This is a genomic window from Serratia sp. JKS296 (assembly GCF_900215445.1).
GTDB lineage: Bacteria > Pseudomonadota > Gammaproteobacteria > Enterobacterales > Enterobacteriaceae > Serratia > Serratia marcescens.
This window is the reverse complement of sequence record NZ_OCMX01000001.1, coordinates 2,120,040-2,141,258: the sequence shown is the minus strand read 5'-3', so window position 1 is coordinate 2,141,258 and position 21,219 is coordinate 2,120,040. Positions and strand designations below refer to the sequence as shown.

The window sequence follows — 21,219 nt, the reverse complement described above, 5'->3', positions numbered from 1 at the left end:
AACATAAAAAAGGCTGGATGAATATCCAGCCTGAGCAATCATCGCTTCGCGTCAGCGCAAACGCCCGCGCGCCAGGTTCAACCGCCCTTCGCTCATCCGCAGCACGTTCTGGCTGAGATGGCAATGGGTGATGGCGATGGCCAGGGCATCCGCGGCATCCGCCTGCGGGTTGGCCGAGAGTTTGAGCAGCGAACGCACCATGTGCTGCACCTGCGCCTTTTCGGCTGCGCCGGTGCCGACCACGGTTTGTTTGACTTGCCGCGCCGCATATTCGAACACTTCCAGATTCTGATTCACCGCCGCGACAATCGCAACGCCGCGCGCCTGACCGAGCTTGAGCGCCGAATCCGGGTTCTTGGCCATAAATACCTGTTCGATGGCGAAGAAATCGGGCTGAAACTGGGTGATGATCTCGCTGACGCCGGCGTAAATCAGCTTCAGCCGCGTCGGCATGTCGTCCACCACCGTACGGATGCAGCCGCTGGCGATATAGCTCAACTGACGCCCCTGCTGGCGAATAAGGCCATAGCCGGTGACGCGCGAGCCGGGATCGATACCGAGTATGATCGCCATATCTACATCCACCTTGCATGCACGGCGCCGCCGAACGGCGGCGCCCGTTTTACCGGATTACAGCGTCGCCGCCACTTCGTCGGAGATTTCACCGTTATGGTAAACTTCCTGCACGTCGTCGCAGTCTTCCAGCATATCGATCAGGCGCAGCAGCTTAGGCGCGGTTTCCGCGTCCATGTCGGCCTTGGTCGATGGGATCATCGACACTTCCGCCGCTTCAGCTTCGAAGCCCGCCGCGGTCAGCGCGTCTTTCACCGCGCCCAGGCTTTCCCAGGCGGTGAACACGTCGATGGCGCCATCGTCATAGGTCACGATGTCTTCCGCACCGGCTTCCAGCGCCGCTTCCATTACGCTGTCTTCATCCAGGCCCGGTGCGTAGGTGATCACGCCCTTCTTGGTGAACAGATAAGCCACGGAACCGTCGGTACCCAGGTTACCGCCGCATTTGGTAAAGGCGTGACGCACTTCCGCCACGGTGCGGTTGCGGTTGTCGCTCAGGCATTCGATCATGACGGCGGTGCCGCCAGGGCCGTAACCTTCATAGATGATGGTTTCCATATTGGTATCATCATCGCCGCCCACGCCGCGCGCGATCGCGCGGTTCATGGTGTCGCGCGTCATGTTGTTCGACAGCGCCTTGTCCATCGCCGCGCGCAGACGCGGGTTGGAATCCGGATCGCCGCCGCCCAGCTTCGCGGCGGTGACCAGCTCACGAATAATCTTGGTGAAAATTTTACCGCGCTTGGCGTCCTGCGCCGCTTTACGGTGCTTTGTGTTGGCCCACTTACTATGACCTGCCATAAAAAATCTCCGAAAAAAACTACTGGACTGAATTGATCACGAACTCTTCAATCGCCTGCTGATTGCTCCACGACTTGGTCAACTTCACGGCCTCGGCCGCCTCAAGCCATTGGTAAGCGTGATGCTCGGTAATTACCGGATCGCGCTCCTCGGGCAACGCCAGACAGAACCAGTGCTCTTTATTGCGCGTGGTTCCCGGCGCATAGCGATGTCGCAAATGGACAAAGAGTTCAAACTCCACGCAGCGCTGGCAATCGAACAACGGCAGGTGCTCTGCTTCGATATCGATGCCCACTTCTTCCATGACCTCACGCCGTGCGGCATGCGGCGGCGACTCATCCTGTTCCAGGCTGCCGGTGACCGACTGCCAGAACTCGGTATCGTCGCGCCGCTGTAACATCAGCACCCGACCACTGGATTTCGCGTAAATCACTACCAGGATAGATTCAGGGCGCTTGTAACTCATCACTCGCTCTCTTGTTCCGCACCGACTTTCTTTACCACACTGATCGCCAGCTCCTGCAGCGACGCCGGGTTGGCGAAGCTCGGTGCGTCGGTCATCAGACAGGCCGCCGCGGTGGTTTTCGGGAAAGCGATGACGTCGCGGATGTTGTCGGTGCCGGTCAGCAGCATCACCAGACGATCCAGGCCGAAGGCCAGGCCGGCGTGCGGCGGCGTGCCGTACTTCAGCGCGTCCAGCAGGAAGCCGAACTTCTCGCGCTGTTCATGTTCGTCGATGCCCAGAATGCTGAATACCGTCTGCTGCATTTCGCTGCGGTGAATACGCACCGAACCGCCGCCCACTTCGTAACCGTTGATCACCATGTCATAAGCGTTGGCGATAGCGTTGACCGGCGCGGCGGCCAGCTCTTCCGGGCTCATGTCGCGCGGCGAGGTGAACGGGTGGTGCATCGCCGCCAGGCCGCCCTCTTCGTCTTCTTCGAACATCGGGAAGTCGACCACCCACAGCGGCGCCCAGCTGTCGAGTTGGGTCAGCCCCAGATCGCGTCCCAGCTTCAGGCGCAGCGCGCCCATCGCATCGGTGACAATCTTGAAACTGTCTGCGCCGAAGAACAGGATGTCGCCGGTCTGCGCGTCGGTGCGCGCCAGGACAGCTTCCAGCACTTCCGCGCTGAGGAATTTGGCGATCGGGCTCTGCACGCCTTCCATGCCGGCGGCGCGGTCGTTGACCTTCAGCCAGGCCAGGCCTTTGGCGCCGTAGATGTTGACGAAAGCGCCGTACTCATCGATCTGCTTGCGGGTCAGCTGTGCGCCGCCCGGTACGCGGATCGCCGCCACGCGGCCTTTGGCGTCGTTGGCCGGGCCGGAGAACACTTTGAACTCGACGTCCTTGACCAGGTCGGCCACGTCCACCAGCTCCAGCGGGTTACGCAGGTCCGGCTTGTCGGAACCAAAGCGACGCATCGCTTCGGCGAAGGTCATGACCGGGAAATCGCCCAGATCCACGCCCTTCACGTCCAGCCACAGTTCACGCGCCAGTTTCTCCATCACTTCACGCACCTGCTCGGCGGTCATGAAGGAGGTTTCGACGTCGATCTGGGTGAATTCAGGCTGACGATCCGCACGCAGATCTTCATCGCGGAAGCATTTGACGATCTGGTAGTAACGATCGAAGCCGGACATCATCAGCAGCTGTTTAAACAGCTGCGGAGACTGCGGCAGCGCGTAGAATTTGCCCTTGTGCACGCGGCTCGGCACCAGGTAATCGCGGGCGCCTTCCGGCGTCGCCTTGGTCAGCATCGGCGTTTCGATGTCGAGGAAGCCGTGGCTGTCCATGAAGCGACGCACGAAGCTGGTGATTTTGGCGCGAGTCTTCAGACGCTCGGCCATTTCCGGGCGACGCAGATCGAGGTAACGGTATTTCAGGCGCGCTTCTTCGCTGTTGACCTGGTTGGAGTCCAGCGGCAGCGGCTCGGAGCGGTTGATGATCTCAAGCGCGTGGGCAAACACTTCCACTTCGCCGGTGGCCATATCTTTATTGATCTGGCTGTCCGGACGCGCACGCACGGTGCCGACGATCTGGATGCAGAACTCATTGCGCAGGTCGTAGGCCTTGTCGAACGCCACTTTCTGGTCCGGATCGAAGAACACCTGCACGATGCCTTCGCGGTCGCGCATATCAATAAAGATCAGGCCGCCCAGATCGCGACGACGATTGACCCAACCACACAGAGTGACTTCCTGGCCCACGTGGGACAGATTCAACTGCCCGCAATATTCAGTACGCATACGCTATCCTTTTACACAGCCGATGCCGCGCCGGGCTACTGCGCCCCTGTCGCGCGGCTGTTATCTGATAAATTCTACTTGTTACCCGGTTTAAAATCCGTCGCATACCAGCCGGTGCCCTTAAGCTGGAAGCCGGAGGATGAGATCAACTTGGTCAACGCGGGCTGCCCACACGCCGGGCAGTCTGCCAGCGGCGCATCGGAAAATTTTTGCAATTTCTCTAACCGATGGTTGCAAGCACCACATGCATATTCATAAATCGGCATAGGTCGTTGGATTAAAGAGTGTTGAAAAAAGGGAGTCATTATAAAGGAAATTCATCCGCCCGATAAGTGCGAACACAGCATTGTTACTGCACTAAATGGCGCGTTTTTGTCCGAATCAACACATCGGTTAACAAATTTCCCATTAACCTGCGACAGTTTTTTCACGTAGCCTGATTCTCCCCCGGTTTTGCGCCGAACGCAGCTCGTCCGACGCGCCGAACAGTTTTTATCCACTTCGCAACGAGATGAAATCCATGCTGAAACTTGACGCCCAAACCACCGCTCTGGTGCTGATCGATTTGCAAAACGGTATTCTGCCCTACGCCGGCGGCCCGCACGGCGCCGACCAGGTGGTGGCGAACGCCGCCCTGCTGGCCGCGCGTTTTCGCATGCTGGGCGCGCCGGTGCTGTTGGTGCGCGTCGGTTGGTCAGACTCCTTCGCCGAGGCGCTGAAACAACCGGTGGATAAACCGGCTCCCGCGCCCGCCGGCGGTTTGCCGGCCACCTGGTGGGAGTTCCCCGCGCCGCTGGCGGTCTGCGATAACGATATTTTGATCACCAAGCGCCAATGGGGCGCCTTCTACGGCACCGATCTGGACTTGCAGCTGCGCCGTCGCGGCATCAAATCCGTAGTCTTGGGCGGCATATCCACCAATATCGGCGTGGAGTCCACCGCCCGCGCCGCCTGGGAACACGGCTATGAGCTGGTGATCGCCGAAGACGTCTGCAGCGCGCAGAACGCGGAAATGCACCGTTTCGCGTTCGAACACATCTTCCCGCGTTTGGCGCGGGTGCGCGACACCGGCGAAATTCTTGCCGCGCTCGACCGGTAACGTTAAGTTGTAGCCTGACAAACCAAGCACAAGTAAAGGAAGACGACGCCGTGATCTACATCGGACTGCCGCAGTGGCAACATGCAGCCTGGAACCGTATCGGGCTGCGTGATTTGGCGGATTACAGCCGCTACTTCAACTGCGTGGAAGGCAACACCACCTTCTACGCGCTGCCGAAACTGGACATCGTGCAGCGCTGGCGCGACATGACCGGCGACGATTTTCGCTTCTGCTTCAAATTCCCGTCGGACATCAGCCACAAGGCCGCCCTGCGCAACTGCGCCGCCGAGCTGCAGGCGTTTTACCACTGTCTGAGCCCGGTGCATCAGCGCATCGGCCAGTTGTGGCTGCAGCTGCCCGCCGCCTTCGGCCCCGATGAGCTGCCGCGCATGTGGCAGTTCTTCGAAAGCCTGCCGCAGGAATTCACCTACGGCGTAGAAGTGCGTCATCCGTCGTTTTTCGCCAAGGGCGAGGAAGAGCGCGCGTTGAATCAGGGGTTGCACCAGCGCGGCATCAATCGGGTGATCCTCGACAGCCGCCCGGTGCATCACGCCGCCCCCAACACCGCTGCCGTACGCGATGCCCAGCAGAAAAAACCGAAGCTGCCGGTACACGCGCTGGTCACCGCCGACCAACCGTTGGTGCGCTTTATCGGCGGTGACCAGTTGGCCGATAACCTGCGCTGGTTCGAAGCCTGGCAGCAAAAACTGCCGCAGTGGCAGCAACAGCATCAGCCCTATCTGTTTATTCATACGCCGGACAACGGCGATTCGCCCCAGCAGGCGCAAAAAATTTGGCAGCAGTTGCGCCTGGCGATCCCTGATTTGCCTGCGCCGCCAGACTGGCCAGAACAAGATGCACTGTTTTGACCTATTAATCTGACCAATAACATCAAATATTTCCCCGCGACAGTGAATACAATGACGGCTATGATGCTGACTGCCAGTTTTGGTTAGGGAACGGAGTTAAAAATGGTAAGCGCGCTTTATGTGGTGCTCGGCGCATTGTTGTTGATCAAACTCTCTTATGACGTAGTCAGATTAAGGATGCAGTACCGCGTAGCCTACGGCGACGGCGGTTTCTACGAATTGCAGACCGCCATACGCGTGCATGGCAACGCCGTTGAATACATTCCTATCGCTGCCGTATTGCTGGTGATCATGGAAATGAACGGTGCGGAAATCTGGATGATTCACCTCTGCGGCCTGATGCTGATGGCCGGGCGGCTGGTGCATTACTACGGTTTACGCAACCGTGAGGTTCGCTGGCGCCGTTCCGGCATGGCCGCGACCTATATCTCTTTGTTGTTGATGGTTCTGGCAAATATCTTCTATCTGCCTTGGGATCTGATTTTCAGCCTGCACTGATCCCGTTTTATCATCAGGCGGCCGTGCCGCCTGCTTCCGCTCCGCTTTTTTGCGCTTTTCTGTTAGACTACGCAGCTTCGAATTCTGAACTGATTTGCCGCTATGCCAAACCGCGATACCCTTTTCTCCGCTCCCATCGCCAAATTGGGCGACTGGACCTTCGACGAACGCGTCGCCGAAGTGTTCCCCGACATGATCCAACGCTCGGTTCCCGGCTATTCCAACATCATCTCGATGATCGGCATGCTGGCCGAACGCTTTGTGCAACCCGACAGCCGGGTGTATGACTTGGGCTGCTCACTGGGCGCAGCGACGCTGTCAATGCGGCGAAATATCAAGGTGCCCGGCTGCACTATCATCGCCGTCGACAATTCGCCGGCGATGGTGGAACGTTGCCGCCGCCATATTGACGCCTTCCGCGCCGACACGCCGGTTGACGTCATCGAAGCCGACATTCGCGACATCGACATCGAGAACGCCTCGATGGTGGTGCTGAACTTTACGCTGCAGTTCCTCGAACCGGCCGATCGCCTGCGCCTGCTGGAGAAAATCTATCGTGGCCTGCGCCCGGGCGGTGCGCTGGTGTTGTCGGAAAAATTCAGCTTTGAAGACGCCGAAGTCGGCGAGCTGCTGTTCAACATGCACCACGATTTCAAACGCGCCAACGGATACAGCGAGCTGGAGATCAGCCAAAAACGCAGCATGCTGGAAAACGTGATGCTGACCGATTCAGTGGAAGCGCACAAAGCGCGTCTGCAACAGGCCGGATTCGAGCATGCTGAGGTGTGGTTCCAGTGCTTCAACTTCGGTTCACTGATCGCCCTGAAAGCGGGGGATGCGCAATGATCGAATTCGGTGATTTCTATCAGCGCATTGCCAAGAGCCCTCTCAGCCACTGGCTGGATACGCTGCCCGCACAGCTGAGCGCCTGGCAACGCGAATCGCTGCACGGCAAATTCAAGCAGTGGTTCAACTCGGTGGAACATTTGCCGATGCTGACCCCCACCCGTCTCGATCTGCTGCACGGCGTGCGCGCTGAGATGGAGCCCGGCCTGTCGCCGGGCCAGCTTGAAGGCGTCGAGAAAATGCTGCGCACCCTGATGCCGTGGCGTAAAGGGCCGTTCTCGCTGTATGGCATCGATATCGATACCGAATGGCATTCCGACTGGAAATGGGATCGCGTGCTGCCGCACATTTCTCCGCTGGCCGGACGCACCATTCTCGATGTCGGCTGCGGCAGCGGCTATCACCTGTGGCGCATGATCGGCGCCGGCGCACATCTCGCCGTAGGCATCGATCCGATGCAACTGTTCCTGTGCCAGTTCGAAGCGGTGCGCAAGCTGTTGGGCGGCGATCAGCGCGCCCACCTGCTGCCGCTCGGCATCGAGCAATTGCCGGATTTGGCGGCGTTCGACACCGTGTTCTCAATGGGGGTGCTGTATCACCGCCGCTCGCCGCTCGATCATCTGTATCAACTGAAAAATCAGCTGGTAGCTGAAGGCGAACTGGTGCTGGAAACGCTGGTGGTGGAAGGCGATCGCCACCAGGTGCTGGTGCCGGGCGATCGTTATGCGCAGATGCGCAACGTGTATTTCATTCCTTCCGCCGAGGCGCTGAAATGCTGGCTGGAGAAGTGCGGTTTCGTCGACGTGAAGATTGCCGATATGTGCGTCACCAGTCTCGAAGAGCAGCGCCGCACCGACTGGATGACCAGCGAATCACTGGCCGAATTCCTCGATCCGAACGATCGCAGCAAAACGGTGGAAGGCTATCCGGCGCCCCTGCGCGCCGTGCTGACTGCAAAAAAACCCTAGCGCTCGCTTAATCGGGCCGGCCTGCGCCGGCCCCCAGTTACCCGTTGCTGGCATCGACAATCCGCAACTCATAGACCATCGTCGCGTTCGGCGGGATCTGCGGCGCATAGCCCGTTTCACCGTACGCCAACGCCGGCGGCACCACCATCGTCAGCGAACCGTGATTTTTCAGATGACCGATCGCCTCGCGGAACAACGGCGGATAGGCGGAGAGCGGCTGAGACATCACCTTTCCACTGCGATCCATATCCTGAATCACGCTGCCGTCGGTTAAGCTCTCTTTCACCACGATGTCTACCCGCGCGTTTTCCGCAATGGTTTCATCACCCGTATAATCGATGCGATACCAGAAGCCGGAAGGCGATTTCTGCGTGCCCTTCTTCTTTTTGAACTCGGCAACGAACGCCTCACCCTTGCTGGTCTGCGTCTTCGCCGCCTGGTTTCTGGCGTCACTCACCGCTTTTTCCGACTCCGCCAGCGCGCGGGTCAGCTGCGCATCGCTCAACTGGTAATGGCCGTTGAAGGTATCGATCACGCCGGCCAGCAACATGGTTTTATCGGGTGTGATGCCCCAATTTTTACGCTCAGCCAGCATCGTTTGGATATCGCGCCCCAAGGCGACGCCGGCAGCATAGCTCTGTTGCTCCGGTTTTTTCTTCAGCGTTTTCACTTCCGGCAACCATTTGGCCCGCGATCTCAGCCCGCTCAGTTCGTCTTGCAAAGCTTGCTGAGCCTGATGGGCGGCAGCCAGCTCCGCTGCCGTTTTATCCGCCCGTTGCGTCGCTTCATCCCTCTTCTGCGCTACCTGCGCGCTTTCCGCCGTCACCGCCGCCAGACGTTGTTCCAGCATTTTGGCCTGCTCGGTTTGCGCTTTGTTTTTTTCCTGCAGTTGCGCCAACTGCCGCTGCAGTTCCTCCGTCGCTTTGGCGGCTTCTATCGCCTGCTTTGCCAACGACGCCTGCAGGCTTTTCTCTTGTTGCTCGGCCTGCCGACGTTGGTCATCACGCTCTTTCTGCAGCTGCGCCAGCCGCTGTTGAAGCTCGCCCACCGCCTTGGCGGCTTCGGCTTTTTGTTGTTCCAGCGCCGTCTTCAGGCTTTTCTCTTGTTGCCCCTCCTGCTGTCGTTGGACGCCCTGTTCTTTCTGCAGCTGCGCCAGCTGCCGCTGCAGTTCATCCGTCAACTTGGCGGCCTCGACCTTTTGTCGTTCCAGCTCAGCGGCGGCCGCTTTTTTGTCCTGCTCATAACGCTGACGCGCTTTATCATTGGCGGTTTGCGCCGCCGCCAGCTTCTCCTCCCAAACCTGCTGCCGAACGTTTTCCGCCTGTTTGGGCAAGGCCGCCAGCCGTTGTTCCAGCAAGGCAATGCGCCGATCTCGCTCCGCGGTTTGTTGCTTTTGCCGCGCTAACGCGGCTTGCGCCTCGGCGATCTGCGCCTGAGCCTTGCGCTCCTGCGGCGTCAGGTTCAGCGCCTGTCGCACGCCGCTGGCGAAGTCGCTCAACGCGCTCAGATCGGGAGCCGGTGCCGGTTTATCGGCAACCGTCAGGGATGACGCAACGCGCAGCGCGGTCAGCTCCTGCTGCAGTGATTGAATAGCGGCTTGCTGTTGTTCCAATCGAGTCTCTTTCTCACGCAGCGCCTTTTGCAACTGCGTCAGTTGCTTTCTCTGCGCAGCCGTTTCACGAAGTTGAACCGGCCGGGACGCCGGCTTTTGGATTTCCCGGGGCGGGGTAACCGCGACGTCAGCCGCCGGTGCATCCTGTTGCTGGTAGCGCTCGGCAAACTGCAATAATGCAGGCACATCGTCATCCGCCACGGCCAGCGTTGGCGCAAGCGCCAGCGATATCATCAGGCTCAGCAGTGCCTTTCTCGCACGAGGGATCATTGGGCGCGTTCTCCGCGCTCAGCCAGACCGGTCATCATGGCAGAACTGATGTCTGCGCAGAGACGGCTGGTGCGATAACGATACAGCGCATCGACGGTTTCCTGCGTGCCCGTATTGATCCGCTGGCGCACGCCGGCATACTGCGCCGCACCGCTCATCAAGGTATCGAACTCGCGTTTGAATTTCTGATATTTCTCGTTATCCATGCCGCGCATGGCATCCAGTTCGCGTTGGCACTGCTGCATGCGCTCGGCCTCACGCTGCCGCTTATCCTGCTCCGCAACTTCTTCTGCGCTGGGCGGCTTACTCAATGTAGAAACGGGCCGCTTGGCGGTCTGGCAGCCGGTCAGGGCCAACGTCAGTAAAAGCGCAGCGGTCCAACAGTGTGCCGTTCGGGTCATTATCATTATCTCCTTGTTAAGTCCGCCGCCAACGCGCTCTGCAGTCGAGCTGACGGCTCTCCTCATTGATGCTGTGATGTTTCGGCCATCAGCCAAGCCGTGTTCGGACATGAAAATGCAGACGCAGCATTGAGAGGCATGGCGCCAATAATTCACTGCATCAATGCATATCAAAAAATCATTTAATATTGTGATATTTAAAGGATTTTAATTCACAAACTTATCAGCAGGGCATGACGATCGCAAGAAGAGATGGGGGGTTGGTCGACCGAGATACCGCGTTGAAACGGCTAATGGTCTTTACAAAACATAAAAAAAGCCCCGGCAAAACGCCGGGGCCTGGTACTTGCGTGATCGCCGAGGACTCAGTGACACGCAAAGGGGTCTTACGGCCCGGAAACCGGTTGTCAAACGCGGCTAACTGCGTGTTTATGCGCTTTGCGCCAGAGGATCAACCAAGGCCAGCGCGTTTTTCATCGCCTCCACCATTTCGCCATCCACGCAATAATGGCTAAATTCGTCAAACTCGTTATCGGAGCACATGGTGACGCCCGCCTTGCGATAACGCATGGTCGACGGCACCAGATGGCCGGAAGAGCTGTGCAGTTCATGCAGGCCGATATCGACAAACTTATGCAGATTGCTGAGGCGCACACCGGCCCCCGCCATGATCACCGGGCCTTGGCTGGCCTGGCGCAAATCGCGCAGCAACGGCAGGCCAAGTTCGGCGCTCTGCTGCTGGCCGGAGGTCAGAATGCGCGCCACACCCAGCTCGGTCAGTTGCTCCAGCGCCACCATCGGATTCTGGCACATATCGAACGCGCGATGGAACGTCACCGCCATGCCTTCGCACAGCCTCATCACTTCGCGCATGCGCGGCAGATCGATGTGCCCTTCGTCGTCCAGCATGCCAACCACCACACCGGGGAACCCCATCTCGCGAATTTGGCGGATGTCTTGTTTGATCACTTCGAAATCCACCGCGCCGTAACAGAAATCGCCACCGCGCGGGCGAACGATCGGATGCACCGGGATCGAAACCCGCTCACGCGCCAGACGCAGCGTGCCATAACTCGGCGTCAATCCCCCTTCGCTCTGGCTGGCGCACAACTCGATGCGATCGGCGCCCGCCCGTTCGGCCGTCAGCGCACAGTCGACGCTAAAGCAACAAACTTCCAGTTTTATCATTGTCACCCCCAGATAACGGCCAACATACGGCGGCAATTGTTCATTTCTTCATTTCTCACGTAGGCTCATGCATAGGCATAAACCGGCTCAGGGTTATCACTATGGCATTCAATTTTGATCAATGGGTAGACCGCAGTCACAGTGACAGCGTTAAGTGGGATAAATATCGCGGCAGCGACATCATCCCGCTTTGGGTCGCCGACAGCGATTTCACCTCACCGCCGGCGGTGATCGAAGCCTTGCAGCGCCGCGTAGCACACGGCGTATTCGGCTACACCCACCCATCCCCTGATCTTATTGAGGTTTTTACCCGCCGCATGGTAGAGCGCTACGATTGGCACATCAAGCCTGAATGGATCATTTTCCTGCCTGGCCTGGTGTGCGGCCTGAACCTGTGCGTGCGAGCCTGCACCGAAGAACATCAGAGCACGCTGGCCCCCTCGCTCATTTATCCGCCGTTTCGCAAAGCGGCCAAATTCGCCGGGCGTAAACACCTTTCGGTATCGCTAACAGCGGTCAACCAGCGTTGGGGGCTGGATTTTTCCTCGATGCATGATCGGCTCAACGGCAACGAAAAACTCCTGTTGCTGTGCAACCCGCAGAACCCCGGTGGCACCGTGTATCGCCGAGAGGAGCTGTTGCAGCACCACCGGTTCGCTCGCGAACACGATTTAATCGTCTGTTCGGATGAAATTCACTGCGAACTGCTGCTTGAGCCCGGCGCGCGCCATATCCCCTTCGCCACCCTGAATGAAGACGCGGCCCAACGCAGCGTGACGCTGATGTCACCGTCAAAGACGTTTAATCTCGCCGGGCTCGGCGCCTCGATGGCGATCGTCCCTAATGAGGCGCTGCGACAAAAGCTGAAACGCGCGCGCAGCGGCATCGTGCCGGAGGTCAATCTGCTGGCGCTGGTCGCCGCCCAGGCGGCCTATCAATACGGGCAACCCTGGCTGGACGAGCAGTTGATTTATCTGCGCGCCAATCGCGATCGGGTGACAGAACGCATCAACGCCATGCCGGGATTGAAGTTGTTGCCGATTGAAGCCACCTATTTGGCCTGGATCGACTGCGGCGCGTTGCCGGTGGACAATCCGCATCAGTTCTTCGAGCGCGCGGGCGTTGGATTAAGCGCCGGTTTGGATTTCGGCGATCGGCGCTTTGTGCGGCTTAACTTTGGTTGCCGATGGGCCCTGCTCGATGAAGCGCTCGATCGCATGGCGCGAGCCTGTGCGGCGCTGCCTGGCTAACCTTGTTCGCTGGCGACGATGTCTCGAATGGAATACGGATGAAACTTGATCGTGACCGTTCCGTCGGTGATGGCCAGCGTCGGGTTCGGTAGCCGCTCGCCCTCGCCTTTTGGCGAGCTTTGCTTCAGCTTGATCCCCGGCGCCAACAATGCCTCATCGGCAAGGTGGCTCAACGCCCGAGCGTACAGCGTCTGAGGATCGCCACTGAGCACTAATTCGACGTGTTCCCAGCCTTCGTGCGGATAGCGCTTCTCCCCAGGATACGGCAGCTCGATGCAGTCTATCCGCCACGGCCCTACGGCCAGCGGCTGAGACAAATCGAACAGACAGATAGGCCGCCCGTTGATCATCGATTCGGATAGCAGTGTCCCGCACTGCATCAGCCCCTGGCGCCAACGTTCAGCGGTGGCATTCTGGTGACAGCGCAGGGAGATGTGATCGGCGGTGAACGCGGCCAGATCAAGCCGCAATTTGGCGGCAAATTGATACAGCGCCTGCTCGAAACGCGGCAAATCGAGCGTCAGATCGTCAAGCTCGGCAACGGTCTGCAAGGGAGTGGTCATAGAAACCTCAAAACAACGGAGCGCAAAGTTAAACGCCGTAATTTACACGGTGGCGGCAGCGCTCGCCACCGTGGCGACGTTTTTCGGCGGCGGTTCAGAATGATTTTTGGTTGCGGACGGGGAGAATAAAAACCAGTTTCTTATTAAGATGACAGCTTATTAAAGCAACAGAAAAATAAAAAATAAGATTTTTCGCAAGCCATTATACCTTCTCTTCATGACGTTATGATTTAAGTTATTTTGCACAAAACCCTCTGCACTCCATTGGTCAAGTCGATTGAATAGTCTGGTTTAATCAAACCTGATTCACTTATCGAAGTCACATAAAACCATAAGCACAACCTATTGTAAAAAAAGAAAATAAACCCCATTAATTGATGGGAAGCTAAGGATTATCTTAATTTACCCCCAGACAATTGATTCACCAAGACAACTCCGCTACTTTGGAGGAAATTTAAATTCGAGATGATCATTATGTTATTGCTGACGATATCCTTGGTGTTGATAATTATCGCCGTATACGCCATCTACCGTCATTTCAAATCACGCAGCGTCAACACGCTGGATGCCGGTCGCCGCAATAAAAAACGCTAGCTTCGCAACTCTCCCCTTCGTACATTCTGTTCAGGTCATTCTGCTTTCACCTTCGGCAATCAACGCGCCGCACCCGACAACTGTTTCATCGCAGCGGCCGCGCCAACTGCTGACGGGCTTCGTCAGATCGGTTACAATTACAGGCTGTTTTGTGGCGGTCGCCCATCGCGCCCGCCACCGTTGAATCCCGCAGGGGCTGGCTTCAGCCCCTCGTTCGTCATTAAGGTAACCCGGTGAATATTCAGGTTCTTCTTTCAGATAAAGTCAGCCAGGCGCTGATCGCCGCTGGCGCGCCAGCCGATTGCGAAGCGCAGGTCCGCCCTTCCGCCAAGGCGCAGTTTGGCGATTACCAGGCCAACGGCGTGATGTCAGTCGCCAAAAAGCTGGGCATGCCGCCCCGTCAGCTGGCGGAAAAAGTGGTGCAACTGCTGGATCTCGGCGACGTCGCCGGTAAAGTGGAAATCGCCGGTCCCGGCTTTATCAACATTTTCCTGAACAGCGATTGGGTCGCCCGCCAGGCCGATCAGGTGCTGAACGCACCGAAGCTGGGCATTGCGCCGGTTGAACCGCAAACCATCGTTATCGACTATTCCGCGCCGAACGTGGCGAAAGAGATGCACGTCGGCCACCTGCGCTCCACCATCATCGGCGACGCCGCGGCGCGTACCCAGGAGTTTTTGGGCCATAAAGTGATTCGCGCCAACCATGTCGGCGACTGGGGCACTCAGTTCGGCATGTTGATTGCCTACCTGGAAAAAATGCAGAACGAAAACGCCAGCGATATGGGCCTGTCCGATTTGGAACAGTTCTATCGCGAAGCCAAGAAACACTACGACGAAGACGCCGAGTTCGCCGAGCGCGCGCGCGCTTACGTCGTGAAGCTGCAGGGCGGCGATCAGTACTGCCTGAAAATGTGGCGCAAGCTGGTCGACATCACCATGGCGCAAAACCAGCTGACCTATAACCGCCTGAACGTCACGCTGACCGAAGACGACGTGATGGGCGAAAGCCTGTATAACGCGATGCTGCCGGGCATCGTCGCCGATCTGAAAGCCAAAGGGCTGGCGGTGGAAAGCGAAGGCGCCACCGTGGTGTTCCTCGACGAATACCAGAACAAGGACGGCGACCCGATGGGCGTCATCATCCAGAAAAAGGATGGCGGCTACCTCTACACCACCACCGATATCGCCTGCGCCAAGTATCGCTACGAAACTCTGGGCGCCAACCGCGTTCTGTATTACATCGACTCCCGCCAGCATCAGCACCTGATGCAGGCCTGGACCATCGTGCGCAAGGCCGGTTACGTGCCGGAGTCCGTCTCGCTGGAGCACCACATGTTCGGCATGATGCTGGGCAAAGACGGCAAGCCGTTCAAAACCCGCTCGGGCGGCACGGTGAAGCTCTCCGATCTGCTGGATGAAGCCATCGAACGCGCCGAACAGCTGATCGCCGGCAAAAACCCGGACATGCCGCAAGATGAAATGAAGACCGTGGCCCGCGTGGTCGGCATCGGCGCGGTGAAATACGCCGATCTGTCGAAAAGCCGCACCACCGACTATGTCTTCGACTGGGACAACATGCTGGCCTTCGAGGGCAATACCGCGCCTTATATGCAATACGCCTATACCCGTGTGGCATCGGTATTCAAGCGCGCCGGGATCGACGAAAGCAGCCTGACACTGCCGCTGACGCTGACCGAAGAGCGTGAAATTGCGCTGGCTACCCGCTTGCTGCAGTTCGAAGAGGTGCTCACCACCGTTGCACGTGAAGGCACGCCTCACGTCATGTGCAGCTACCTGTATGATCTGGCCGGCTTGTTCTCCAGCTTCTACGAGCACTGCCAGATCCTGAACGCCGACAGCGAAGAAACCCGTCAGAGCCGCCTGAAGCTGGCGCTGCTGACCTCTAAAACGCTGAAAACCGGGCTGGATACGCTGGGCATCGAAACCGTCGAACGCATGTAAGCCGCACCGCGCGGAAAGTAAAAAGGTCGCCAAGGCGACCTTTTTTTGTTCTTGCATTCGGCTCAGGCGACGCGGCGTGCAAAATCACGCGGGCGGAAGCCCAACCCGGCCAACACGCCAAAGTAGGCCACCACACCGGCCACCACCACCGCAGCCAAACGCAGCAAACGTTCCAGCATATTGCCCTGATCCCAAGCCGGCATCAGCCACATCACGCCAATCAGCACCGCCGACATCGCCAGCACGGCGATCACCAGCTTAGTGAGGAACAGCGCCCAACCCGGCTGTGGCTGGAAAATCTTCTGCTTGCGCAGCTGCCAATACAGCAGCGAGGCGTTCAGGCAAGCCGCCAAGCCGATCGACAGCGCCAGGCCGGCATGCTTCAGCGGACCAATAAACGCCAGGTTCATCACCTGCGTCATGATCAGCGTGATGATAGCGATCTTGACCGGCGTTTTGATGTCCTGCCGCGAATAGAAGCCCGGCGCCAGCACTTTAACCACGATCAGCCCCATCAGCCCCACCGAATAAGCCACCAGCGCGCGCTGCGTCATCGCCGCGTCAAAGGCGCTGAACTTGCCGTACTGGAACAGCGAGACGGTCAACGGTTTGGCCAATATGCCCAGCGCGATGGCGCTCGGCAGCGCCAGCAGGAAACACAGGCGCAGCCCCCAATCCATCAGGCGCGAATACTCGTCGTGGTTGCCGCTTGAGAAACTTTTGGCCAGCGACGGCAGCAGGATGGTGCCTAATGCCACACCCAACACGCCGGAAGGAAATTCCATCAGGCGGTCGGCATAGTACATCCAGGACACCGAGCCGGATACCAGGAACGATGCGAAGATAGTGTTGATGATCAGCGAGATTTGGCTGACCGACACCCCAAGGATCGCCGGCCCCATCTGACGCATTACCCGCCAGACTCCGGCATCGCCCAATTTGAGGCGCGGCAGCACCAGCATGCCGATCTTGCGCAGGTGCGGCAGCTGGTAGCCCAGTTGCAGCACGCCGCCCACTACCACCGCCCAGGCCAGCGCCAGCACCGGCGGGTGGAAATACGGCGCGGCGAACAGCGCGAAGCCAATCATGCTGACGTTAAGCAGCGTTGGCGCAAAGGCCGGGATCGAGAAGCGGTTCCAGGTATTGAGGATCGCCCCCACCAGCGACGCCAGCGAGATCAACAGAATATAGGGGAACGTGATGCGCAGCAGCGCCGACGTCAGGGCAAACTTGTCGGGCGTATCGGTAAAGCCCGGCGCGGTGAGATAGATAACCCAGGGCGCGGCCAACATCCCCAGTACCGTCACCACCGCCAGTACCAGCGTCAGCAGCCCGGAGACATAGGCGATAAAGGTGCGCGTCGCTTCTTCACCCTGCTGGCTCTTGTATTCGGCCAAGATCGGCACGAAGGCCTGCGAAAACGCGCCTTCGGCAAAGATACGGCGTAACAGATTCGGGAGTTTGAACGCCACGAAGAAGGCGTCCGTTGCCATGCCGGCCCCGAACACCCGCGCGACGATCGCATCGCGGGCAAAGCCCAACACCCGCGAAAACATCGTCATCGAGCTGACGGCAGCCAAGGATTTGAGTAGGTTCATGTGGTTGTCTGATAGGTACCGTAAATATCAACGCCTGCAACAGCAGGCGTCAGTGAAACAATCGGCTCAGTTTACGCATCCGGAAAAGAATAGCTACCGCCATATGTTACATAGAGTTATCCCGTAGCAAACGCTCGACCACCCGCTGGGCAAGCAGCGCCTGTTCGCCGCCGGTTTCCGGCGCGCTCTGATTGGCGACGGCATCAAGGAAATGCCGCACCGCACCGTCGAAGCCGCGTTGCACCAGCGTACTTTGCCAGCCCGGCACCGGTTGTTCCAACTCGCCCTGCGCATCTTCACGCAGCCAGTGGCGCATATCGGTCAACTGATACAGCGCGCCGTCGGTCACCGCCTGCACGCTTTCGCGCTGGCTGCCGCCGCGGCGATGCATACTGGTCGTCACCTGCGTGTCGCCGCAGGCGAAGTGGTGCTCGGCGTACAGCATTTCGCCTGCGGCGTTGGCGCGCACGCTGCCGCTCAGCAGTTGCTCGCCTCCGCCCGCCAGCCACAGCGCCGTGTCCACCACGTGCAGGTAATCATCCAATAGGGTAAAACGCAGATCGTGCGGGCCGACGCTGTCCGCCCGATGTTTATCCATGCGAATGGAGGCCGGCTGATTCATTTGCTGCTTGAGCTGCCGGTAAAGCGGTGCGAAACGGCGGTTGAACCCCACCATCAGCGTTTTGCCCCGCCGCTCGGCCAACTCAAGCAACTGCTCGCCCTGCTCCAGCGTCTCCGCCAGCGGTTTATCGACGTAAACGTGCACGCCGCGGTTCAGCAGCTCGCCAATGACCGAAAAATGGCTGGCGGTGCTGCTGTGAACAAAGACCGCGTCGCACTGTTCGGCCAGGCTGTCCAACCGAGAGAAACAGGCCATGCGGTAGCTGTCGCACAGCGGCTTCGCTTTTTGCTGATTGGGCGAAAAACCGCCCACCAGAGTCCAATCCGCCGCCTGACCGAGGATTGGCAGGTAAGCCTTCTGCGCGATACTGCCCAATCCCACCACGCCTACACGCAATTTAGTCATTCGCATCCCTCACCAACAGGTGTTGCAACTGCCGTTTCAGTTCCGCCACTTCGCTTTCCAATGCGCTAACCCTGGCGCTCAGTTCGCCGTCGTCCTCGGATTCGAACGCCGCGGGCGGCGCTTCATCAATCTGGCCGCTGAACAGATGCATGAATCGGCTTTCGCGCTTGCCCGGCTCACGCGCCAGGCGCACCACGAACGGGCCATCTTCTCGCGTGGCCAGCTGTTGCAACACCTGTTCGACCTCGCTGACATCGCTGAACTCGTGCATCCGATTGGTACGGGTGCGCAGCTCTCCGGGCGTTTGCGCGCCGCGCAGCAGTAAGGTGGCGATCACCGCCAGTTCGGCGGGCGAAAGTTTCAGTTGGCCGAACTCGGAGTTGCAAAACCGCTGTTCGTACTTCACTACCCGGTTGCCGAACCCGCTGAGGGTGCGCAGGAAATGTTTGCGCAGCAACAGATCGAGGAGCTGCTGCACTTCGCTTTCGCTCAGATCCATCACCGGTTCACGGTTGGTTTTTTGGTTACATGCCAGCGTAATGGCATTCAGCGAAAGCGGGTATTGATCCGGGGTCGTGACCTGTTTTTCCAACAGGCAGCCGATAACCCGAGCCTCTCTGGCGTTCAATTCATATTTCATCGTTTGGCCTCAACGTGGGGGGAGCCACTCTTTATTGGTGTATGCCGTCAAAACGTGGTCTTGCCACTGGCCGTCGATCAGCAGGTAATCCTTGGCGTAACCTTCGCGTTCGAATCCCAGACGCGTCAGCAATGCGCCGCTGCGCTGGTTGTGCGGCATATAGTTGGCCATGATGCGGTGCATGCGCTGTTGGCGCAGCATATAGCGGATGGCGGACTGCAAGGCTTCGAACATCAGCCCCTGTCCCTGCCATTTCTCCCCCAGCGAATAACCGAGGAAACAGGCGTGAAACGAACCGCGCAGCACGTTGCTGAAGTTCGCCACGCCGCGAACTTCCTGCTCTTGCGGATCGAGCAGGATAAAATAGTAGGCGCTGCCCTGCTTTTGCATTTCAGCGATCATGCCCAGACGCGCCTGCCAGCCGGAAGGATAACAGTGGCTTTCGTCGCGCACCGGCTCCCAGGGTTTGAGAAAGGCTCGGTTCTCGGCATAATAATCCGCCAGACGATAGGCGTCCCGTTCATGCACTAAACGGACCACCATCCGGTCGGTAGTAAGACGTACTTTTGGCGATGCAGAGCGGTAGCCGAACATCATTTCCCCCGCAGTCAAAACGGTTCGATAAGAAGTATTTATTGGGAAGTCGCATGGTTAATTATCCGGCGCCGATCTAATGCCATGACTTTATTTAGCCAATAGCGCCTCAGAACCGCACTTCCCTGCATTCAATATAACCGTAGCCCGCCCTCGAGGTAAAATCCCGGTCGCTCAGTAAATCACCGAATACGCGTTTTACGGTGTTTTTCCGCCTATTTTGCAGCGCAGGTAACACCTTGACGATAAAAAAATATTATCTACTCCGCCCCTGTCGCCGTCCGGCAATTGGGTAGAGAATGGTGGGGTTGCCTTCCCCCTCTCTCTTAATTGCTCATGGTGATGCATGTCTCTGGTGTCGCAAGCGCGCAGCTTGGGTAAATATTTTCTGTTGCTCGACAACCTGCTGGTGGTTTTAGGCTTCTTTGTCGTGTTCCCGCTTATTTCGATCCGCTTTGTCGATCAATTAGGATGGGCGGCGCTGATCGTCGGCATCGCGCTGGGTTTGCGCCAACTGCTGCAACAAGGGCTCGGCATCTTTGGCGGCGCCATCGCCGATCGCTTCGGCGCCAAGCCGATGATCGTCACCGGCATGCTGCTGCGCGCCGCCGGTTTCGCTACCATGGCGATGGCGGATGAGCCTTGGATCCTGTGGTTCTCCTGCGCGCTGTCCGCCCTGGGCGGCACGTTATTCGATCCGCCGCGCACCGCTTTGGTAATCAAGTTGACCCGCCCGCATGAACGCGGCCGTTTTTTCTCGCTGCTGATGATGCAGGACAGCGCGGGTGCGGTGGTCGGCGCGCTGCTCGGCAGTTGGCTGCTGCAGTACGATTTCCACTTTGTCTGCTGGGTGGGGGCGGCGATCTTCGTGCTCGCCGCTGGCTGGAACGCTTGGCTACTGCCGGCTTACCGCATCTCTACCGTGCGTATACCGATGAAGGAAGGCATGCTGCGGGTCGTGCGCGATCGCCGCTTCCTCACCTATGTCCTGACGCTGACCGGTTATTACATGTTGGCGGTACAGGTGATGCTGATGATGCCGATCGTGGTTAACGAAATCGCCGGCTCACCGGCGGCGGTGAAATGGATGTATGCGATTGAAGCGGCGCTGTCGTTGTCGCTGCTCTATCCGCTGGCGCGTTGGGGAGAAAAACACTTCCGGCTTGAGCAGCGCCTGATGGCGGGCCTGTTGCTGATGACGCTCAGCCTGTTGCCGATCGGTCTCGCCACCAGCTTGCAGGGCGTGTTCACGCTGATCTGCTGCTTCTATCTGGGATCGATCATCGCCGAACCGGCGCGCGAGACGCTGAGCGCTTCACTGGCCGATCCACGTGCGCGTGGCAGCTATATGGGCTTCAGCCGCCTTGGTCTGGCGCTGGGTGGCGCGTTAGGTTACACCGGCGGCGGCTGGATGTACGATACCGGACGGACGATGAACATGCCGGAGTTACCCTGGTTGCTGCTTGGAGCCGTGGGCTTCGCTACGTTGCTGGCGCTGTACTGGCAGTTCAGCCCGCGGCGCAGTGCATCGATGATGCTGCGTGGCGGTTAACGCCATAGAAATCCGGCCGAATCGGCAACAGCTGCTATCCTGTTAGTAAAAACACCCACAGG

At 58.6% G+C, this 21,219-nt stretch carries 21 protein-coding genes; 8 read left to right on the top strand and 13 right to left on the bottom strand.

What is annotated here, in order from left to right:
* Positions 1–51 precede the first annotated feature (51 nt).
* The 5 genes from ruvC to CRO23_RS10135 all read right to left on the bottom strand — a co-directional run bounded on the left by ruvC (position 52) and on the right by CRO23_RS10135 (position 3,890).
* Positions 52–573, bottom strand: a complete 522-nt coding sequence (gene ruvC / locus CRO23_RS10155) for a crossover junction endodeoxyribonuclease RuvC (RefSeq protein ID WP_004932367.1) — start codon at positions 571–573, stop codon at positions 52–54.
* A gap of 57 nt (positions 574–630) precedes the next feature.
* Entirely contained in the window at positions 631–1,374 is a 744-nt protein-coding gene (locus tag CRO23_RS10150; protein WP_004932370.1) for a YebC/PmpR family DNA-binding transcriptional regulator, read from the bottom strand.
* 19 nt (positions 1,375–1,393) lie between these two features.
* Positions 1,394–1,840 (bottom strand): dihydroneopterin triphosphate diphosphatase, encoded by a 447-nt coding sequence (gene nudB / locus CRO23_RS10145; RefSeq protein WP_004932373.1) that lies wholly within the window; start codon positions 1,838–1,840, stop codon positions 1,394–1,396.
* Positions 1,840–3,624, bottom strand: a complete 1,785-nt coding sequence (aspS, locus tag CRO23_RS10140; protein ID WP_097101890.1) for an aspartate--tRNA ligase — start codon at positions 3,622–3,624, stop codon at positions 1,840–1,842. Before aspS ends, nudB begins: the two co-directional genes overlap by 1 nt.
* A gap of 74 nt (positions 3,625–3,698) precedes the next feature.
* Complete coding sequence (locus tag CRO23_RS10135) at positions 3,699–3,890, bottom strand: FmdB family zinc ribbon protein (protein WP_033632845.1); 192 nt, start codon at positions 3,888–3,890, stop codon at positions 3,699–3,701.
* Between the two features lie 254 nt (positions 3,891–4,144).
* On the opposite strand from CRO23_RS10135, the gene CRO23_RS10130 reads away from it, so the two are divergent.
* The 5 genes from CRO23_RS10130 to cmoB all read left to right on the top strand — a co-directional run bounded on the left by CRO23_RS10130 (position 4,145) and on the right by cmoB (position 7,904).
* A complete protein-coding gene (locus CRO23_RS10130; RefSeq protein WP_033634190.1) occupies positions 4,145–4,723 on the top strand; it encodes a hydrolase in 579 nt (192 codons plus the stop codon).
* A 53-nt stretch (positions 4,724–4,776) separates the two neighbouring features.
* A complete protein-coding gene (locus tag CRO23_RS10125; RefSeq protein ID WP_028127480.1) occupies positions 4,777–5,592 on the top strand; it encodes a DUF72 domain-containing protein in 816 nt (271 codons plus the stop codon).
* A gap of 102 nt (positions 5,593–5,694) precedes the next feature.
* Entirely contained in the window at positions 5,695–6,090 is a 396-nt protein-coding gene (locus CRO23_RS10120; RefSeq protein ID WP_004932387.1) for an MAPEG family protein, read from the top strand.
* A 102-nt stretch (positions 6,091–6,192) separates the two neighbouring features.
* The gene (gene cmoA, locus CRO23_RS10115) at positions 6,193–6,936 is read left to right on the top strand and encodes a carboxy-S-adenosyl-L-methionine synthase CmoA (RefSeq protein WP_016927432.1); all 744 of its coding nucleotides are present in this window, start codon (positions 6,193–6,195) and stop codon (positions 6,934–6,936) included.
* Entirely contained in the window at positions 6,933–7,904 is a 972-nt protein-coding gene (cmoB, locus tag CRO23_RS10110) for a tRNA 5-methoxyuridine(34)/uridine 5-oxyacetic acid(34) synthase CmoB (RefSeq protein WP_097101888.1), read from the top strand. The genes cmoA and cmoB overlap by 4 nt, the downstream gene beginning before the upstream one ends.
* A gap of 37 nt (positions 7,905–7,941) precedes the next feature.
* Here the strand turns inward: cmoB and CRO23_RS10105 are convergent, their stop codons facing one another.
* From CRO23_RS10105 to cutC, 3 genes are all read right to left on the bottom strand, one after another.
* Positions 7,942–9,786 (bottom strand): FKBP-type peptidyl-prolyl cis-trans isomerase N-terminal domain-containing protein, encoded by a 1,845-nt coding sequence (locus CRO23_RS10105; protein WP_255253502.1) that lies wholly within the window; start codon positions 9,784–9,786, stop codon positions 7,942–7,944.
* Positions 9,783–10,187 (bottom strand): hypothetical protein, encoded by a 405-nt coding sequence (locus CRO23_RS10100; RefSeq protein ID WP_028127482.1) that lies wholly within the window; start codon positions 10,185–10,187, stop codon positions 9,783–9,785. The genes CRO23_RS10105 and CRO23_RS10100 overlap by 4 nt, the downstream gene beginning before the upstream one ends.
* Before the next feature lie 429 nt (positions 10,188–10,616).
* A complete protein-coding gene (cutC, locus tag CRO23_RS10095; protein WP_004932400.1) occupies positions 10,617–11,375 on the bottom strand; it encodes a copper homeostasis protein CutC in 759 nt (252 codons plus the stop codon).
* A gap of 101 nt (positions 11,376–11,476) precedes the next feature.
* Between cutC and CRO23_RS10090 the strand changes: the two genes are divergently transcribed.
* The gene (locus CRO23_RS10090) at positions 11,477–12,625 is read left to right on the top strand and encodes a MalY/PatB family protein (RefSeq protein ID WP_016927428.1); all 1,149 of its coding nucleotides are present in this window, start codon (positions 11,477–11,479) and stop codon (positions 12,623–12,625) included.
* Here the strand turns inward: CRO23_RS10090 and CRO23_RS10085 are convergent.
* The gene (locus CRO23_RS10085; protein WP_016927427.1) at positions 12,622–13,188 is read right to left on the bottom strand and encodes a VOC family protein; all 567 of its coding nucleotides are present in this window, start codon (positions 13,186–13,188) and stop codon (positions 12,622–12,624) included. The genes CRO23_RS10090 and CRO23_RS10085 overlap by 4 nt on opposite strands.
* Before the next feature lie 827 nt (positions 13,189–14,015).
* On the opposite strand from CRO23_RS10085, the gene argS reads away from it, so the two are divergent.
* Positions 14,016–15,746, top strand: coding sequence for an arginine--tRNA ligase (argS, locus tag CRO23_RS10080; protein ID WP_016927425.1), 1,731 nt, complete (start codon positions 14,016–14,018; stop codon positions 15,744–15,746).
* 62 nt (positions 15,747–15,808) lie between these two features.
* On the opposite strand, the gene murJ is transcribed toward argS, so the two are convergent.
* The 4 genes from murJ to rimJ form a co-directional block, all read right to left on the bottom strand.
* A complete protein-coding gene (gene murJ, locus CRO23_RS10075) occupies positions 15,809–17,344 on the bottom strand; it encodes a murein biosynthesis integral membrane protein MurJ (RefSeq protein WP_033640094.1) in 1,536 nt (511 codons plus the stop codon).
* Positions 17,345–17,450: 106 nt separating this feature from the next.
* Positions 17,451–18,371 (bottom strand): Gfo/Idh/MocA family protein, encoded by a 921-nt coding sequence (locus tag CRO23_RS10070; protein ID WP_097101884.1) that lies wholly within the window; start codon positions 18,369–18,371, stop codon positions 17,451–17,453.
* Positions 18,364–19,011 carry a YceH family protein gene (locus tag CRO23_RS10065; protein ID WP_049190758.1) on the bottom strand — a complete coding sequence of 216 codons (648 nt, stop codon included), beginning with the start codon at positions 19,009–19,011 and terminating at the stop codon, positions 18,364–18,366. The genes CRO23_RS10070 and CRO23_RS10065 overlap by 8 nt, the downstream gene beginning before the upstream one ends.
* Positions 19,012–19,020: 9 nt before the next feature.
* Positions 19,021–19,605 (bottom strand): ribosomal protein S5-alanine N-acetyltransferase, encoded by a 585-nt coding sequence (gene rimJ / locus CRO23_RS10060; RefSeq protein ID WP_028127485.1) that lies wholly within the window; start codon positions 19,603–19,605, stop codon positions 19,021–19,023.
* A 346-nt stretch (positions 19,606–19,951) separates the two neighbouring features.
* Between rimJ and mdtH the strand changes: the two genes are divergently transcribed.
* Complete coding sequence (gene mdtH / locus CRO23_RS10055) at positions 19,952–21,157, top strand: multidrug efflux MFS transporter MdtH (RefSeq protein WP_016927420.1); 1,206 nt, start codon at positions 19,952–19,954, stop codon at positions 21,155–21,157.
* Positions 21,158–21,219 lie beyond the last annotated feature (62 nt).

What these genes read in the sequence shown, in the direction of transcription:
- ruvC (WP_004932367.1), bottom strand. Translation starts at nt 573, where the DNA reads ATGGCGATCATACTCGGTATCGATCCCGGCTCGCGCGTCACCGGCTAT.
- CRO23_RS10150 (WP_004932370.1), bottom strand. Translation starts at nt 1,374, where the DNA reads ATGGCAGGTCATAGTAAGTGGGCCAACACAAAGCACCGTAAAGCGGCG.
- nudB (WP_004932373.1), bottom strand. Translation starts at nt 1,840, where the DNA reads ATGAGTTACAAGCGCCCTGAATCTATCCTGGTAGTGATTTACGCGAAA.
- aspS (WP_097101890.1), bottom strand. Translation starts at nt 3,624, where the DNA reads ATGCGTACTGAATATTGCGGGCAGTTGAATCTGTCCCACGTGGGCCAG.
- CRO23_RS10135 (WP_033632845.1), bottom strand. Translation starts at nt 3,890, where the DNA reads ATGCCGATTTATGAATATGCATGTGGTGCTTGCAACCATCGGTTAGAG.
- CRO23_RS10130 (WP_033634190.1), top strand. Translation starts at nt 4,145, where the DNA reads ATGCTGAAACTTGACGCCCAAACCACCGCTCTGGTGCTGATCGATTTG.
- CRO23_RS10120 (WP_004932387.1), top strand. Translation starts at nt 5,695, where the DNA reads ATGGTAAGCGCGCTTTATGTGGTGCTCGGCGCATTGTTGTTGATCAAA.
- cmoA (WP_016927432.1), top strand. Translation starts at nt 6,193, where the DNA reads ATGCCAAACCGCGATACCCTTTTCTCCGCTCCCATCGCCAAATTGGGC.
- cmoB (WP_097101888.1), top strand. Translation starts at nt 6,933, where the DNA reads ATGATCGAATTCGGTGATTTCTATCAGCGCATTGCCAAGAGCCCTCTC.
- CRO23_RS10105 (WP_255253502.1), bottom strand. Translation starts at nt 9,786, where the DNA reads ATGATCCCTCGTGCGAGAAAGGCACTGCTGAGCCTGATGATATCGCTG.
- CRO23_RS10100 (WP_028127482.1), bottom strand. Translation starts at nt 10,187, where the DNA reads ATGACCCGAACGGCACACTGTTGGACCGCTGCGCTTTTACTGACGTTG.
- cutC (WP_004932400.1), bottom strand. Translation starts at nt 11,375, where the DNA reads ATGATAAAACTGGAAGTTTGTTGCTTTAGCGTCGACTGTGCGCTGACG.
- CRO23_RS10090 (WP_016927428.1), top strand. Translation starts at nt 11,477, where the DNA reads ATGGCATTCAATTTTGATCAATGGGTAGACCGCAGTCACAGTGACAGC.
- CRO23_RS10085 (WP_016927427.1), bottom strand. Translation starts at nt 13,188, where the DNA reads ATGACCACTCCCTTGCAGACCGTTGCCGAGCTTGACGATCTGACGCTC.
- murJ (WP_033640094.1), bottom strand. Translation starts at nt 17,344, where the DNA reads ATGAACCTACTCAAATCCTTGGCTGCCGTCAGCTCGATGACGATGTTT.
- CRO23_RS10070 (WP_097101884.1), bottom strand. Translation starts at nt 18,371, where the DNA reads ATGACTAAATTGCGTGTAGGCGTGGTGGGATTGGGCAGTATCGCGCAG.
- CRO23_RS10065 (WP_049190758.1), bottom strand. Translation starts at nt 19,011, where the DNA reads ATGAAATATGAATTGAACGCCAGAGAGGCTCGGGTTATCGGCTGCCTG.
- rimJ (WP_028127485.1), bottom strand. Translation starts at nt 19,605, where the DNA reads ATGTTCGGCTACCGCTCTGCATCGCCAAAAGTACGTCTTACTACCGAC.
- mdtH (WP_016927420.1), top strand. Translation starts at nt 19,952, where the DNA reads ATGTCTCTGGTGTCGCAAGCGCGCAGCTTGGGTAAATATTTTCTGTTG.